General features: G+C 60.7%; 14 protein-coding genes, 1 tRNA gene and 1 pseudogene. All 16 read right to left on the reverse strand.

The genetic code is table 11. From position 1 onward, the window contains the following. Positions 1 to 241 precede the first annotated feature (241 nt). Positions 242 to 835, reverse strand: coding sequence for an NUDIX domain-containing protein (locus AC30NL_RS10795; RefSeq protein ID WP_489464004.1), 594 nt, complete (start codon positions 833 to 835; stop codon positions 242 to 244). A gap of 166 nt (positions 836 to 1,001) precedes the next feature. Then, complete coding sequence (nuoN, locus tag AC30NL_RS10800) at positions 1,002 to 2,507, reverse strand: NADH-quinone oxidoreductase subunit NuoN (RefSeq protein ID WP_489464005.1); 1,506 nt, start codon at positions 2,505 to 2,507, stop codon at positions 1,002 to 1,004. 17 nt (positions 2,508 to 2,524) lie between these two features. Further along, positions 2,525 to 4,003, reverse strand: coding sequence for an NADH-quinone oxidoreductase subunit M (locus tag AC30NL_RS10805; protein WP_489464006.1), 1,479 nt, complete (start codon positions 4,001 to 4,003; stop codon positions 2,525 to 2,527). A 22-nt stretch (positions 4,004 to 4,025) separates the two neighbouring features. Then, positions 4,026 to 6,053 carry an NADH-quinone oxidoreductase subunit L gene (nuoL, locus tag AC30NL_RS10810; protein ID WP_489464007.1) on the reverse strand — a complete coding sequence of 676 codons (2,028 nt, stop codon included), beginning with the start codon at positions 6,051 to 6,053 and terminating at the stop codon, positions 4,026 to 4,028. 172 nt (positions 6,054 to 6,225) lie between these two features. Then, on the reverse strand, positions 6,226 to 6,546 hold the full coding sequence (gene nuoK / locus AC30NL_RS10815) for an NADH-quinone oxidoreductase subunit NuoK (RefSeq protein WP_489464008.1): 321 nt from the start codon (positions 6,544 to 6,546) through the stop codon (positions 6,226 to 6,228). After that, positions 6,543 to 7,178, reverse strand: a complete 636-nt coding sequence (locus AC30NL_RS10820; RefSeq protein ID WP_489464009.1) for an NADH-quinone oxidoreductase subunit J — start codon at positions 7,176 to 7,178, stop codon at positions 6,543 to 6,545. Before AC30NL_RS10820 ends, nuoK begins: the two co-directional genes overlap by 4 nt. A 64-nt stretch (positions 7,179 to 7,242) precedes the next feature. Further along, the gene (gene nuoI / locus AC30NL_RS10825; RefSeq protein WP_489464010.1) at positions 7,243 to 7,740 is read right to left on the reverse strand and encodes an NADH-quinone oxidoreductase subunit NuoI; all 498 of its coding nucleotides are present in this window, start codon (positions 7,738 to 7,740) and stop codon (positions 7,243 to 7,245) included. Positions 7,741 to 7,748: 8 nt separating this feature from the next. Then, positions 7,749 to 8,813 (reverse strand): NADH-quinone oxidoreductase subunit NuoH, encoded by a 1,065-nt coding sequence (nuoH, locus tag AC30NL_RS10830; protein WP_489464011.1) that lies wholly within the window; start codon positions 8,811 to 8,813, stop codon positions 7,749 to 7,751. Positions 8,814 to 8,821: 8 nt separating this feature from the next. Beyond that, positions 8,822 to 11,130, reverse strand: a pseudogene (nuoG, locus tag AC30NL_RS10835) (NADH-quinone oxidoreductase subunit NuoG). After that, the gene (gene nuoF / locus AC30NL_RS10840) at positions 11,123 to 12,466 is read right to left on the reverse strand and encodes an NADH-quinone oxidoreductase subunit NuoF (RefSeq protein WP_489464012.1); all 1,344 of its coding nucleotides are present in this window, start codon (positions 12,464 to 12,466) and stop codon (positions 11,123 to 11,125) included. Before nuoF ends, nuoG begins: the two are co-directional and overlap by 8 nt. A 19-nt stretch (positions 12,467 to 12,485) precedes the next feature. Beyond that, positions 12,486 to 12,983, reverse strand: a complete 498-nt coding sequence (locus tag AC30NL_RS10845) for an NADH-quinone oxidoreductase subunit NuoE family protein (RefSeq protein ID WP_489464063.1) — start codon at positions 12,981 to 12,983, stop codon at positions 12,486 to 12,488. A gap of 62 nt (positions 12,984 to 13,045) precedes the next feature. Beyond that, on the reverse strand, positions 13,046 to 14,302 hold the full coding sequence (locus AC30NL_RS10850) for an NADH-quinone oxidoreductase subunit D (protein WP_489464013.1): 1,257 nt from the start codon (positions 14,300 to 14,302) through the stop codon (positions 13,046 to 13,048). After that, positions 14,302 to 14,898 carry an NADH-quinone oxidoreductase subunit C gene (locus AC30NL_RS10855; protein ID WP_489464014.1) on the reverse strand — a complete coding sequence of 199 codons (597 nt, stop codon included), beginning with the start codon at positions 14,896 to 14,898 and terminating at the stop codon, positions 14,302 to 14,304. The genes AC30NL_RS10850 and AC30NL_RS10855 overlap by 1 nt, the downstream gene beginning before the upstream one ends. 136 nt (positions 14,899 to 15,034) lie before the next feature. Next, complete coding sequence (locus tag AC30NL_RS10860; protein ID WP_330834571.1) at positions 15,035 to 15,511, reverse strand: NuoB/complex I 20 kDa subunit family protein; 477 nt, start codon at positions 15,509 to 15,511, stop codon at positions 15,035 to 15,037. Between the two features lie 3 nt (positions 15,512 to 15,514). Continuing rightward, positions 15,515 to 15,874 carry an NADH-quinone oxidoreductase subunit A gene (locus AC30NL_RS10865; RefSeq protein ID WP_489464015.1) on the reverse strand — a complete coding sequence of 120 codons (360 nt, stop codon included), beginning with the start codon at positions 15,872 to 15,874 and terminating at the stop codon, positions 15,515 to 15,517. Between the two features lie 57 nt (positions 15,875 to 15,931). Further along, positions 15,932 to 16,016, reverse strand: a tRNA-Leu gene (locus AC30NL_RS10870). Positions 16,017 to 16,324 lie beyond the last annotated feature (308 nt).

Genomic DNA, 16,324 nt, shown 5'->3' on the forward strand with positions numbered 1-16,324 from the left:
AGCCCCTCCATCGTTCTCCAATCAGGGCGCCAGGGATACCGCGCCATGCAAACGGCCCGGTCTGGGCGGTAGGACTACCGCGTCAGCGGTTTAGTGCAGCTCGTGCTATGGCGAGCGTTTGCAACGACGAGCAGGGGGCTTTTGGCGTGATGAGCGGGCATGATCGAAATACTCTCAGCCTCTCAGCCCGGTGCGGGCCAAGCGGACAAGGATGGCAAGCGTTGCACGCAAGGACGGCACTTCAAGTCGCCGCCTGCCAGTCAAGGCTCCAGAGGCCTTTGCGCCAGTTTTGCAGCCACAAAAGCCCAATCAAAGTCTTCGCATCGGTCACACCGCCATGCTGCGCGAGCGCCAGCAACTCATCCAGCGTCGCCGTGTCGACCTCGAGAAACTCGCAGTCATCCAGCACCTGATCGCCCTTGGTCAGGCCGCGTGCAAACCAGATTTCGATGCCTTCGCTCGAATACGCGATGGCGTTGTGCAGGATGCCGGCGCGCGCCCATTCGGCCGCGCAATACCCGGTTTCTTCCGCCAGTTCCCGCATGGCGCAGGACAGCCCCGATTCACCGGGATCGAGCTTGCCCGCCGGAAACTCGAGCATCACGCGCGCCAGCGGGTAGCGGTATTGGTGCTCGACCACGAGGCGGCCGTCGTCGAGCATGGGCACGATCATCACCGCACCGGGATGCACAATGTATTCACGCGTGACCGTAGCACCGTTGGGCAGGCGCACATGGTCGCGGCGAACGTCGAGCAGCTTGCCGAGAAACACCTGCTCGGAGTCGATGGTCTCTTCGCGCAAGTGTGCGTCGTCGGCGGGGGCCGGAACGTTCATGTCCTCAGAGACTCAGAGTTTTTCGAGCGTGCCCGAGCAGCACGTCAAAAGACGCCTGATCTAGGCACAAAGCGCAGCCATAGCCCGGGCTATGGCGAGCATTTGCAACGACGAGCAGGGGGCTTTTGGCGTGATGAGCGGGCATGATCGAAATGCTCTCAGCCTTTCAGGTCGCGAGCGTCTTGACGATCGCGTCCACGCACAAGGACATCAGGCCGCCCGGCATCATGCCGAAGAGCAGTACGGCCGCACCGTTGAGCGACAGTATGGCGCGCACGTCGGTAGTCGCGACAATGGGCGCTGTCTCGATCGGCTCGTCGAAGTACATGATCTTCACGATGCGGATGTAATAGAACGCGCCGACAAGCGACAACAACACCGCCGCCACCGCCAGCCAGATGTAGCCAGTGACAGCCGTGGTCAGCAGAGATTGCAGCACCGCGAGCTTGGCGAAGAAACCCACCGTCGGCGGAACACCGGCCAGCGAGAACATGAAGATTGCCATCACGCCCGCATACCAGGGGCTACGCTTCGCAAGGCCCTTGAAATCGTCAATCTGCTCCGACTCGAAGCCCTGACGCGACAACAGCATGATCACGCCGAAGGTGCCGAGCGTCGTGAGCACATAGGTCACGATGTAGAACATCGATGAGCTATAGGCGTTGCCGGCGGAAAGCGTGTTGTTGCTGACCACGCCAGAACACAGGCCAAGCAGCATGAAGCCCATCTGGCCAATGGTCGAGTAGGCCAGCATGCGCTTGAGATTGGTCTGGGCTATGGCGGCGAGGTTGCCCAAGGCCATCGACCCGACCGAGAGCACGACCAGCATCTGCTGCCAATCCACCGCCAGGCCCAGCATGCCTTCGACAAGCAGGCGAATGCAGATTGCGAAGGCCGCCAACTCGGGGGCGCCGCCGATAAGCAAGGTAATGGCCGTCGGAGCACCTTGATACACGTCGGGCACCCACATGTGAAACGGCACGGTGCCCAGCTTGAAGCCAAGGCCTGCAACGATGAACACCAAGCCGAACACCAGCACCGACTTGTTGATCTGCCCGGTACCAATCGCCTTGAAGACTTCGCCGATTTCCAACGAGCCGGCGGCGCCGTACATCATCGACAGCCCGTAGAGCAGGAAGCCGCTCGCCAACGCGCCCAGCACGAAGTACTTCATCGCCGCTTCGGTGGCGTTGAGGTTGTCGCGCCGCATGGCCGTCAGTGCATAGAGCGACAAGCTCATCAGCTCCAGACCGAGGTAGATGACCAGGAAGTTGTTCGCCGACAGCATCACGCCGATGCCCAGGAGCGAAAACATCGCAAGCGTGAAGAGCTCTCCCTTGAGCATGTCGCGCGATGCAGCGTACGAGCGAGCGTAGGCCAGCGTCATCATGGTCGCGATGCAGGCGAAGAAGCCCAGCACATGGCCCATCGGGTCGGCGACCACCATGCGCTGCATGGCGTAAATGGTGAAGCCGTGGTCGAAATACCAGAGTTGGAAGCCTGCAACGATGGCAAGCGAAAGTTGCGTCAGTCGGTAGGTGACGACCTTGCGCGGGTCGGCGATGAACAAGTCAGCCAGTGCCACCGCGCAGGCGAGCAGCAGCAAGAGAGTGAGCGGCGCGATGGCCGTCGCGTTTGGAGCGACCTTGAGCCAATGATCGAGAGTATTCATGTTGTATGGCCCTCTGATCAGCTTGGAAGCTTCGAAAGCGCCACGTGCTTCAGGAGCTCGGTGACGGAAACGTGCATGGTATCGGTGAAAGGCTTGGGGTACACGCCCATCCAAAGTACAGCGACGGCTAGCAGCGAAAGCATAAGGAACTCGCGCGAGTTGATGTCGCTGAGCGCTCGAACGTTGTCATTGGCGACCGCCCCGAAGTAGACACGCTTGACCATCCACAGCGTATAGGCAGCGCCGAACACCAGCGTGGTCGCGGCCAGTGCGCCCAGCCAGAAGTTGAACTTCACAGTGCCGAGAATGACCATCCATTCGCCAACGAACCCGCTGGTACCCGGCAGGCCGCAGTTAGCCATGCCGAAGAAGACGGCCAGCGCAGCAAACTTGGGCATGGTATTGACCACGCCGCCGTAGGCCGCGATTTCACGCGAATGCACCCGGTCGTAGAGCACGCCGATGCATAGGAACATGGCACCCGAAATAAAGCCGTGCGAGATCATCTGCACGATGCCACCGGAGACACCCAACTCATTGAAGATGAAGAATCCAAGCGTGCAAAAGCCCATGTGCGCGACTGACGAATACGCAATCAGCTTCTTCATGTCGTTCTGCACGAGCGCGACGAGACCGATGTAGAGCACCGCGATCAGCGACAGCGCGACGACGAACCAGGCGTACTCGTGCGACGCATCGGGCGTGATCGGGAGCGAGAAACGCAAAAAGCCGTAGGCGCCAAGCTTGAGCATGATGGCCGCCAGCACCACAGAGCCGCCCGTGGGCGCTTCGACGTGGGCGTCGGGCAACCACGTGTGCACCGGCCACATCGGCACCTTGACTGCGAAAGCCGCAAAGAAGGCGAAGAACAGCAAAGCCTGAGACTTCATGCCCAGCGGCAGTTTTTGCCACTCGAGGATGTCGAAGCTCCCACCTGACTTGTAGTACAGGAAGATCAGCGCGACGAGCATCAGGAGCGAGCCGGCAAGCGTGTACAAGAAGAACTTGAACGCCGCATAGACCCGGTTCGGGCCGCCCCACATGCCGATGATGATGTACATCGGAATCAGCGTCGCTTCGAAGAAGACGTAGAACAGCAAGCCGTCGAGGGCGCTGAAGACGCCAACCATGATCCCGGACAGGATGAGAAACGCGCCCATGTACTGGTGCACACGCTCTTCGATCACCTCCCAGGCGGAAATGACGACGATGACCGTGATGAAGGCCGTCAACAGCACGAACCACACCGAGATGCCGTCCACGCCGAGGTGGTAGCGCACCTTGAATCGGTCGATCCACGCGAGGTTCTCGGTGAACTGCATCGCCGCACTGGCAGCGTCGAAGTTGATGATCAGTGGCAGCGTGACGAGGAAGCTCGCGAGCGCGGCGACCAAGGCAGTCCAGCGCACCACGTTCGCATGCTCGTCGCGACCGACCATCAGCAGGACGACGCCCGCGATGATCGGCAGCCAGATGGCGAGGCTCAACAATCCCATGTTCTTATTCTCCGAGCCTGTTTCAAGTGCCCACGAAGGTAAGCAAGTACGGCCACAACTGCCAGGTCATCAGTCCGATGACGCCAAGGATCATGACGAGGGCATACCAGTAGAGGTAGCCGGTCTGTATGAGGCGCACGAGCGATGCGACGCCACCAACACCGCTCGCCGAGCCGTTGATCACGCCGTCGATCAGGCCGACATCACCGCCCTTCCACAGGCCGTGCCCCATCCCGCGTGCCAGCGGCGCAAGCACGTTCTCGTTGAACCAATCCATGTAGTACTTGTTCTCGAGCACGCGGTAGACGAAGCCGAATCGCGCCTTGATGGCCGCCGGAATCTCCGGCTTGACCATGTAGAAGAGGTAGGCCACGACCACGCCGGCGAGTGCGAGGAAAAACGGCACCGACATCACGCCGTGCACGGCCATTGCCACCGCGCCGTGAAACTCCTTGGCCATCTCTTCCATTGCCGGATGCAGCTCGGAATTGACAAAGATCGAGTCCTTCAAGAAGTCGCTGAAGAGCATCGGGCCGATGGTCATATAGCCGATGACGACGGAGGGAATCGCAAGCAGAATCAAAGGCGCTGTCACCACCCACGGTGACTCGTGCGGATCGTGCTGCTCGTCGCCATGCGGGGCATGGTGCGGGTCTTCGCCTTCAGGCGGGAACGGCTTGTGATGGAAGCGTTCCTTGCCATGGAAGACGAGGAAGTACATCCGAAACGAATAAAAGGCAGTGACGAACACGCCCGCCACGACAGCGAAATACGCGAAGTGAGCACCGGGCAGATGGCTCATGTGCACCGCCTCGATGATGCTGTCCTTCGAGTAAAAGCCCGAAAAGAACGGCGTGCCGATGAGCGCCAGCGATCCTAGAAGCGAGGTGATCCACGTCATCGGCATGTACTTGCGCAGCCCACCCATGTTTCGGATGTCCTGGTCGTGGTGCATGCCGATGATGACTGAGCCCGCGCCGAGGAACAGCAAGGCCTTGAAGAATGCGTGCGTCATCAGGTGGAACACCGCGACCGAGTAGGCCGAGGCGCCGAGCGCAACTGTCATGTAGCCGAGTTGCGACAGCGTCGAATACGCGACCACACGCTTGATGTCGTTCTGGATGATGCCCAGGAAGCCCATGAACAGCGCCGTGATCGCTCCAATGACCATCACGAAGCTCAGCGCCGTGTCCGACAGCTCGAACAGCGGCGACATGCGGGCCACCATGAAGATTCCGGCCGTCACCATGGTCGCCGCGTGAATCAGCGCGGAGATCGGCGTCGGGCCTTCCATCGAGTCGGGCAGCCACACGTGCAGTGGGAACTGCGCGCTCTTGCCCATTGCTCCGATGAACAGACAAATGCAGGTCACGGTGATCAGCATCCAGTTCGTGCCTGGGAAGCTCAGCTTGGCCAACTCGGAGCCTTTGGCGAAAGCCTCGGCGTAGCTCAGCGTACCCGCAAAGGCCACGATCAGGCCGATGCCGAGGATGAAGCCGAAGTCGCCCACCCGGTTCACAAGGAATGCCTTCATGTTGGCGAACACCGCCGTGGGCTTGGTGTACCAGAAGCCGATCAGCAGGTAGGACACGAGGCCCACCGCTTCCCAGCCGAAGAAGAGCTGCAGGAAGTTGTTGCTCATGACGAGCATCAACATCGAGAAGGTGAACAGCGAGATGTACGAGAAGAAGCGCTGGTAGCCCGGGTCTTCTTCCATGTAGCCGATGGTGTAGATGTGCACCATGAGCGACACAAAAGTCACCACGCACATCATCATTGCAGTCAAGCCGTCGATGAGGAAGCCGACTTCCATCTTCAGGTTGCCGAGCGTCATCCATTCATAGACCGTGGCATTGAATCGCGCACCGTCGACTGCGACTGACTTGAGCACCATCGCCGACAGGATGAAGGAAATGAGCACGCCGAGGATGGTGGCCGTGTGGGCGCCACGGCGGCCGATGGCCTTGCCGAAGAAGCCCGCGAGAATGGCGCCGGCCAGGGGCGCCAGGGGCACCCACAGGAGTTGCGTTTGGGAGAGTTGTGCGGACATTGTGTTTGCCTCAGAGGCGGAGAGTATTTCGAGCGTGTCCGAGCAGCACGTCAAAAGGCGCCTGATCCAGGCGCAAAGCGCAGCCATAGCTCGTGCTATGGCGAGCACTTGCAACGACGAGCAGGGGCCTTTTGGCGTGATGAGCGGGCATGATCGACATACTCTCGGCCTCTCAGCCCTTCAACTCGTCGAGTTCGTCGACGTTGATCGACGCGCGATTGCGGAACAGCACCACGAGGATCGCAAGGCCGATGGCCGATTCGGCCGCTGCCACGGTCAGGATGAAGAAGACAAAGACCTGCCCGCCCATCTTGTCCGCACCGATCGGCAGATAGTTTGAGAAGGCGACGAAATTCAGGTTGACCGCGAGCAGCATCAACTCGATGCACATCAGCAGAACGATCAGGTTCTTGCGGTTCAGGAAGATTCCGATCACCGACAGCGCGAAAAGGATCGCGCCCAGCGACAGGTAGTGGCCGAGACCTACGCTCATGCTTTGTCTCCGGTCGCTTGCGACACCGCCGGCAACTCGATGGTCGGCGGCATTTTGATGAGGCGCACGCGGTCGGCCTTCTTGACATTGACCTGGTCCGACGGGTCGATGTACTTCGAGTCTTTGCGGCGACGCAGCGTGAGCGCGATGGCCGCGATGATGGCCACGAGCAGCAGCACAGCCGCGATCTGCAGCGGATACAGGTAGTGGGTATAGAGCTCGATCCCCAGCATCTTGGTGTTGCCGAGTTTGAGTGAAGCCGCATCGGTGGCCGGGACGCTTCGCACGTCGAAGCCGGGCATGAGCACCAGCCCCATTTCGAGCGCAATCACCGCGCCCACCAGCAGCGCCACGGGGAAGTGCTTCCAGAAGCCTTCACGCATGGTGTCGACGTTGATATCCAGCATCATCACGACGAACAGGAAGAGCACCATCACCGCCCCCACGTACACGAGCACGAGCGAGATGGCGAGGAACTCCGCGCGAAGCAGCATCCACACGCATGCCGCCGAGAAAAAGGCGAGCACAAGGTAGAGCGCGGCGTAGACAGGGCTGCGCGCCGTGATCACCCTGAATGAGGCGAACAGCAGCACGGCCGAAAAGACATAGAAGAGCGCGGTGATGGTCTGCATTTTTTGTGAAACGCCGGGGGCCCGCCGACTCCTCCGTCGGGCCTTCACGCGAAGCCGTTCGGCCTCAGCGGTAGCGGGCGTCAGCCTCCTTGTTGGCCGCGATTTCCTTTTCGTAGCGGTCGCCGACGGCGAGCAGCATGTCTTTCGTGAAGTACAAGTCACCGCGCTTTTCGCCGTGGTACTCCAGGATATGCGTCTCGACAATCGAGTCGACCGGGCAGCTCTCCTCGCAGAAGCCGCAGAAGATGCACTTGGTCAGGTCGATGTCGTAGCGCGTCGTGCGTCGCGAACCGTCGTCGCGAATGTCGGATTCGATCGTGATTGCGAGCGCCGGACACACCGCTTCGCACAGCTTGCAAGCGATGCAGCGCTCTTCGCCGTTTTCATAGCGGCGCAGCGCGTGCAGGCCGCGGAATCGCGGCGACAGCGGCGTCTTTTCTTCCGGGAATTGGACGGTGATTTTCTTCTGAAAGAAATGGCGCCCCGTGAGCTTCATTCCCTTGGCGAGCTCGAGCAGAAAGAAGCTCGAGAACAAGTCCTTGATCGGCGTTGCAGCAGCCATGATGTGTCCTACTTCCAGATGTTCCAGGGCGATTGAATCCACAGACCCACCACCACCAGCCACACCAGCGTGACCGGGATGAAGATCTTCCAGCCCAGACGCATGATCTGGTCGTAGCGGAAGCGCGGGAAAGTGGCACGCACCCACAGGAACAGCGTGCAGATGATGAAGACCTTGATGCCGAGCCAGATCCAGCCCGGAATCCAGTTGAAGAGGGCGCTGTCGATCGGAGACAACCATCCTCCGAGGAACATCACCGAGCCGAGCGCCGACACGAGAATGATGTTGGCGTATTCAGCGAGGAAGAACATGGCGAAGGCCATGCCCGAGTACTCGACCATGTGGCCGGCCACGATTTCGGATTCGCCTTCCACCACGTCGAAGGGGTGGCGGTTTGTTTCGGCAATGCCGGCAATCACATAGACCACAAAAATCGGCAACAGCGGCAGCCAGTTCCAGCTCAGAAAGGTGAGACCCATGCCTGCAAAGCGACCCTTGCCCTGGCTCAGCACGATGTCGGTCATGTTCATGCTGCCTGCCACCATGAGCACCACCACGAGCGCAAAGCCCATTGCGATTTCGTAGCTGACCATCTGCGCCGAAGCGCGCAGTGCGCCAAGGAAGGCGTACTTCGAGTTGGACGCCCAGCCGGCAATGATGACGCCGTAGACCTCCATCGAGGTGATCGCCATCACGAACAGGAGACCGGCGTTGATATTGGCCAGGGCCACTTCCGGCCCGAACGGCACGACCGCCCACGCAGCCAGCGCCGGCATGATGGTCATGACAGGACCGAGGAAGAACAGGCCCTTGTTCGCGGCCGTCGGGACGATGATCTCCTTGAAGATCAGCTTCACCGCATCCGCGATCGGCTGCAACAGGCCCATAGGGCCCACGCGGTTGGGGCCCGGGCGGATTTGCGTCCAGCCGATGGCCTTGCGCTCCCACAGCGTCAGGTAGGCGACGCTCAGCAACAGCGGAAGCACGACCGCAACAATCTTGATCAGCGTCCAGACGGTCAGCCAACCGGCGCCGAGCCAGTGGTTGCCGTAGAGGTGGATGGTGTCGAGCATCGGGGTCCTCAGGCTTTCGCGACGCTGATCGGGCCGAACATTGCGCCCAGCGTGGCCGTCTCATGGCGACCTGCGGGAACCCGGATCGCGTTCGAGGCAAGCGTTGTGTCGAGCTGGGCGGGGAGCACGGCTTGCGCATCGCCCTGAATGACGCGAACTTTGGCACCGCTGGCGAGTCCGAGACGCGACCACACAGCTTGCGACAGCCCGACGAGCGCGGGCTTGGCGTCCGCCGTCAGCTGCAAAGAAGTGGCGCGGCGAACGAGTGAATCGGTGCCGTAGATCGCCACGTCGGTGACACGTTCGAGCTCCTCGTTAGACACGGTGATCGTTGCGACGGCGGTGCTCGTGTGGTTGCCAAGGCGCGAAGCAACATCGCCCTTGAGAGCATCGCTACGGACTTCTTCCGAGGTTTCGAACGTAAAGCCTTGCAAGCCCAGCGTATTGCCGAGCACGCGCAAGACCTTCCAGGCAGGTCGTGCATCGCCGAGCGGTTTCACCACGCCATGGAAGCTTTGCGAGCGGCCTTCAGCATTCACAAAGGTGCCCGAGGTTTCGGTGAACGGTGCGATCGGCAGCATGACGTCGGCGCATTCCACGGCAGCGCTGCGGAACGGTGTGAGCGCGACGACCATGTCAGCCTTCTGCATGGCGGCGATAGCAGCCCTCGGATTGGCTGCGTCGAAGGCCGGCTCGATGTTGAGCAGGAGCGCAGCTTTGAGCTTGCCGCCCAGCATATCGGCGGCGTTCAGCCCGCCCTGCCCCGGCACTGCGTTGACAAGCTGCGCACCGACGGTGTTGGCGGCTTCGGTCAGATACCCCACCGTGGCGCCGGTCTGATCTGCGATGAAATTCGCGATCGCCAGGATGCTCGACGCTTGCGGATGCTGTGCAGCCGCATTGCCGAGCAGAATGGCCTTGCGCTCACCGCTCAGCAACGATGCAGCGATGGCGTCTGCTTCCTTGGAAGGATCGCCCTGCACCGGCGCGGCGACACCCTTTGAAGTCGCGACGGACGCGGCCACCGAGGCGAGTGCGCGGACCCAGCCGCTCGGCGCGACACTGATGCCCTGAGCCAGCGGAATCGCCCAGTCGTCCTGCACTGCGTGGATGCTGTGGATCCTGCCGCCCTTCTTCGCCGCCTGACGCAAACGCGCCGCGAACAACGGATGGTCTTTGCGCAGGAACGAGCCGACGACCAGCACGCGTTGGAGATTCGACAGCGATGCGATGGATGTGCCCAACCACCGAACCGCCTCCGACGTCGGGAAGTCGGCATGCCGCGTACGAAAGTCGATGTTCTCGCTGCCAAGGCCACGTACCAGCTTTGCCAGCAGGTGCAACTCTTCGACCGTGCTGTGCGCGGAGCCGATCGCACCGATGCTTTGCGCACCATGGTCAGCCTTGATCTGCGTGAGGCCACGGGCGACGTATTCGAGCGCGGTGGTCCAGTCGACCGCCCTCCACTCGCCGCCTTGCTTGATCATCGGTGCCGTCAGGCGCTCGTCGCTGTTGAGCGCTTCATACGAGAAGCGATCGCGGTCGGCAATCCAGCATTCGTTGACGTCCTCGTTCTCGAGCGGAACGACGCGCATCACCTTGTTGGCCTTGACCTGAACGATCAGGTTCGCGCCGGTGCTGTCATGCGGGCTGACGCTCTTGCGACGCGACAGTTCCCAAGTACGGGCTTGGTAGCGGAAGGGCTTGCTGGTGATCGCGCCGACCGGGCACAGGTCGATCATGTTGCCCGACAGTTCGGAGTCCACTGTGTCGCCAGCGATCGTCGTGATCTCGGAATGTTCGCCGCGATGGATCATGCCGAGTTCCATCACGCCTGCCACTTCCTGGCCGAAGCGGACGCAGCGCGTGCAGTGGATGCAGCGCGTCATTTCTTCCATTGAGAGCAGCGGCCCGACTTCCTTGTGGAAGACCACGCGCTTCTCTTCTTCGTAGCGTGACGATGAACCGCCGTAGCCCACCGCCAGGTCTTGCAACTGGCACTCGCCACCTTGGTCGCAGATGGGGCAGTCGAGCGGGTGATTGATCAGCAGAAATTCCATGACGCTCTGCTGCGCCTTGATGGCCTTGTCGCTCTTGGTGCGAACGATCATGCCTTGCGTCACGGGGGTGGCGCAGGCCGGCATCGGCTTGGGCGCCTTTTCGATGTCCACGAGGCACATGCGGCAGTTGGCCGCGATCGAGAGCTTCTTGTGATAGCAGAAATGAGGAATGTAGGTGCCGGCCTTGTCGGCGGCATGCATCACGACGCTGCCCTCCGGCACGGATACCTTTTTCCGTCGACTTCGATTTCAAGCATGAGCAGACACCACGCAGGTCTTGTGTTCGATGTGATGCACGAACTCATCACGGAAGTGCTTGATCATGGCGCGCACCGGCATCGCAGCCGCGTCGCCCAGTGCACAGATCGTGCGGCCCTGGATGTTGTCGGCCACCGAGTTCAGGAGTTCGATGTCGGCCATCTTTCCATGGCCGTGTTCGATGCGATCCACCATCCGCCACAGCCAGCCCGTGCCTTCTCGGCAGGGCGTGCACTGCCCACAGCTTTCGTGCTGGTAGAAGTAGGACAGCCGCAGCAGACTCTTGACCATGCAGCGCGTATCGTCCATCACGATAACAGCGCCCGAGCCCAGCATGGACCCGGCCTTGGCGATGGCGTCGTAGTCCATCGTCGTGTCCATCATGATGTTCGCAGGCAGAACCGGCGCCGATGATCCGCCGGGGATGACGGCCTTCAGCGTGCGGCCGGGACGAACACCGCCGGCGAGTTCGAGAAGTTTCGAAAACGGCGTGCCCAAGGGCACTTCGAAATTACCGGGGAGTTGCACGTCGCCGACCACCGAGAAGATCTTCGTACCGCCGTTGTTCGGCTTACCGATCTCGAGGTAGGGCTGCCCGCCATTGTTGATGATCCACGGCACCGCGGCAAAGGTCTCGGTGTTGTTGATGGTCGTCGGTTTGCCATAAAGGCCATAGCTCGCGGGGAAAGGCGGCTTGAAGCGAGGCTGGCCCTTCTTGCCTTCCAGCGATTCGAGCAGCGCAGTTTCTTCGCCGCAGATGTAGGCACCGAAACCATGCGACGCATGCAACTGGAAGTTGTAGCCCGAGCCCATGATTCCCACGCCGAGGTAGCCCGCCTGACGCGCTTCTTCCAGCGCCTCTTCGAAGCGATCATACACCTCGAAGATCTCGCCATGGATGTAGTTGTAGCCAACGGCAATGCCCATGGCGTACGCCGCAATCGCCATGCCTTCGATGACGATGTGCGGATTGAACATCAAGATGTCGCGGTCCTTGCAGGTGCCCGGCTCGCCTTCGTCCGAATTGCACACCAAGTACTTCGCACCTGGAAATTGCCGCGGCATGAAGCTCCACTTCAGGCCGGTCGGGAAACCCGCGCCTCCGCGGCCGCGCAGGCCCGAGGTTTTCACTTCCGCCACTACCTGCTCGGGCGTCATGCCCTCGCCGCCGTCCTGGCCGAGTATCTTGCGCAGCGCCTTGTAGCCGCCGCGCGCTTCATAGTCCTTGATCGACCAGTTGCGGCCGTTCAAGTCCGCATAGATCTGAGGGTTGATGTGGCGACCGTGGAAGCACGTCTCGGTGCCCGTCGCTTGGAATTTGGAGAGGTCCAGCATGTCGTTGGTGCTCTTCCGACTACTTCGTGTTCGCGAGCATCGTGAGCAGCTCGTCGAGCCGCTCATTGCTCATGAAGCTGAGCATCTGCCGGTCGTTGACCAGCATCACTGGCGCATCGGCGCAGGCGCCCAGGCATTCGCTCTTTTGCACGGTGAACAGCCCATCGGGGGTGGTGCCGCCCTCTTCTACGCCCAAGCGCGAGCAGATGTGGTCAAGCGCAGCTTCGCCATCCCGCAACTGACAAGGCAGGTTGGTGCAAACGTTCAGCTTGTACTTTCCAAGCGGCTGCTGGTTGTACATGTTGTAGAAGGTCGTCACCTCGTGCACCGCGATCGGCGCCATGCCGAGGTAGTCGGCCACGGCGAGCTCGCTGTCTTGCGAGACGTGGCCGAACTCCTGCTGCACGATCGCCAGGCAGGCCATCACAGCCGACTGCTTCTGATCGGACGGGAACTTCGCGACCTCTCGGGCGAAGCGTTGTTGTATCGCTTCGGAAAGAAGCGACGGGCCTCCCATGGTCTCCTTGCTCCCCTCGGAGGACGGACGACGCGAAGCGGCAGCCTTGGGGTCGTCAGTCGTCATCGGTCAATTTCTCCAAAAACGATGTCCATCGTACCGATGACCGCGACCGCGTCGGCAATCATGTGTCCGCGTGCCATTTCGTCAAGCGCCGCCAAGTGCGGGAAGCCTGGTGCACGGATCTTCAGTCGGTACGGCTTGTTCGCGCCGTCGCTCACGAGGTAGATGCCGAACTCACCCTTCGGATGCTCCACGGCCGCATAGGCCTCACCTTCGGGCACGTGAAAGCCTTCAGTGAAGAGCTTGAAGTGATGGATCAGCTCCTCCATGCTCGACTTCATCTCGACACGAGACGGCGGGGCCACCTTGTGATTGCTGGTGATAACTGGCAAGTTCGGGTTGGCACGCAACCAGTCGACGCACTGCTTGATGATGCGGTTGGACTGGCGCATCTCTTCGATTCGCACGAGATACCGGTCGTAGGTGTCCCCGTTGACCCCGATGGGGATATCGAAATCCATCTTGTCGTACACCTCGTACGGCTGCTTCTTGCGCAAGTCCCAGGCGATGCCCGAGCCGCGCAGCATGGGACCGGTAAAGCCGAGGTTCAGCGCGCGCTCGGGCGACACTACACCGATACCGACTGTGCGCTGCTTCCAGATGCGGTTGTCCGTCAGCAGCGTCTCATACTCGTCCATGTAGCTTGGGAAGCGCTTCACGAAGTCGTCGATGAAGTCGAGCAAAGAACCGCTGCGGTTCTCGTTCATCTTCGCCATTGCCTTCGCATTGCGGATCTTCGAGTACTTGTACTGCGGCATCGAGTCTGGCAGGTCGCGGTACACGCCGCCCGGACGATAGTAGGCCGCGTGCATTCGAGCACCCGACACCGCCTCGTACATGTCGAACAGGTCTTCTCGCTCGCGGAAGCAGTAGATGAAGATGTTCATCGCACCGCAGTCGAGTCCGTGCGCCCCCAGCCATAGCAGATGATTCAGCAGACGCGTGATTTCATCGAACATCACGCGGATGTACTGCGCCCGAATCGGGACATCGACACCAAGCAGCTTTTCGATCGCGAGGCAGTACGCATGCTCGTTAGACATCATCGACACGTAGTCGAGACGATCCATGTACGGCAGCGACTGGATGAAGGTGCGTGTCTCGGCGAGCTTCTCGGTGGCGCGGTGAAGCAAGCCGATGTGCGGGTCGGCGCGCTGGATGACCTCGCCGTCGAGCTCAAGCACGAGCCGGAGCACGCCGTGGGCTGCCGGATGCTGTGGCCCGAAGTTCAGGGTGTAGTTCTTGATCTCAGCCATTACTGGAGACCGCCGTAGTTGTCTTCGCGAACGATTCGCGGGGTAATTTCGCGCGGCTCGATGGTGACCGGCTGGTAAATCACGCGCTTTTGCTCGGGGTCGTAGCGCATCTCGACGTGTCCAGATACCGGGAAGTCCTTGCGGAACGGGTGGCCGATAAAGCCGTAGTCGGTGAGGATGCGACGGAGATCGAGGTGGCCGTCGAAGATGATGCCGTAGAGGTCGAACGCTTCGCGTTCAAACCAGTTGGCGGCGCTCCAGACGTCGTTGAGCGACGCCACGGTGGGCACGTCATCGTCTTGTGCAAATACCTTCAGGCGGACACGCCAGTTTTGCGTGACCGACAGCAGGTGGCTAACGATGCAATAGCGCAGGCCGTCCCAGGGTTGATCCTTGTAGTTGGAATAGTCGACACCGCACAGGTCGATGAGTTGTTCGAACTTCAGCGCCGGGTCGTCACGCAGTGCGAGCGCGGCCTCGGTGTAATCGTCAGCGGACACGGTGATCGTAATCTCGCCGCGGTCGCTCACGAGGTGCTTGAGCTTGCTGCCGAGCACATTTTCGAGCGCCGCCTGAAGAGTTTCGAGTCGGGTCATGGCCGCCCCTCGTTCGATGAATACTTCGAACGGTCTTTCGAGGGGGCGCGATCCGGCCCTTCGATCGAGCCGAGGACATGCTTGGGAGCGGCCCGGCACTCAGCCCGCAACAGACAGTTCGTCGAAGTCTTCATATTCACCGCGCGATCGTGTTTTCGCGGCGAATCTTCGCCTGCAGTTGGATGATTCCGTACAGCAACGCTTCTGCCGTCGGCGGGCAGCCAGGCACGTACACGTCGACCGGCACGATGCGATCGCAGCCGCGCACAACGGAGTAGCTGTAGTGATAGTAGCCGCCGCCGTTAGCGCATGAGCCCATGGACAGTACCCAGCGGGGTTCGGCCATCTGGTCGTACACCTTGCGCAATGCTGGAGCCATCTTGTTGCAAAGCGTACCAGCGACGATCATCAGATCGGACTGACGAGGGCTGGGCCGGAACAGCATGCCGAATCGGTCGATGTCGTATCGGGCGGCGCCCGCGTGCATCATTTCTACCGCGCAACACGCGAGGCCAAATGTCATCGGCCAGAGAGAACCGGTCTTGGACCAGTTGATGACGGTATCCAGACTCGTCGTGACGAATCCTTCTTTGAGAACGCCTTCGATGCCCATTGCTTACTCCCAGTCCAAGGCGCCCTTTTTCCACTCGTAAGCGAAGCCCACGACGAGGATGCCCAGGAAAATCATCATGGCCCAAAAGCCCGTGGCGCCGATTTCACGCAAGGACACCGCCCACGGGAAGAGGAAGGCGATCTCGAGGTCGAAAAGAATGAACAGGATGGCGACAAGGTAGTAGCGCACATCGAACTTCATACGAGCGTCTTCGAAGGCTTCAAAGCCGCACTCGTAGGGGGAATTCTTCGCCGCATCAGGACGGCGAGGGCCGAGCACAAAGCCGAGAACCTGAGGCGCCACCCCGACTGCCACCCCTACCAAAATGAAGAGGATGACGGGCAGGTAGGGTTCCAGATTCATGGTGACTTTGTGAGCTTGGCAATCGAAGGGGGCTGTAAAAGCCCCCTTCTAAAACACTGGTGCCGTCGGCGAGACTCGAACTCGCACAGCTTTCGCCACTACCCCCTCAAGATAGCGTGTCTACCAATTTCACCACGACGGCCACTTGTGTAAAGCGGAGTTCAGTTTGCATGAGGAGTAGCTCTCTGAACAGCCTTGCATTCTAACCCCAAAGAAGGGCGATTCTATGTGAGCAGCGGCGCTGCAGAACGGTTGTCGAACACGTTTCTGGAGCCCGGATGCATGGATATTCGCGCGATGACACATCTCAGAGGCTGGGAGTTTTTCGAGCGTGCCCGAGCAGCGCGTCAAGAGGCACCGGATCTAGGCGCAAAGCGCAGCCATAGCCCGGGCTATGGCGAGCATTTGCAACGACGAGCAGGGAGCTTTTGACGTGATGAGCGGGCATGA

This window comes from Rhizobacter sp., from assembly GCA_021153565.1.
Lineage (GTDB): Bacteria > Pseudomonadota > Gammaproteobacteria > Burkholderiales > Burkholderiaceae_C > Albitalea.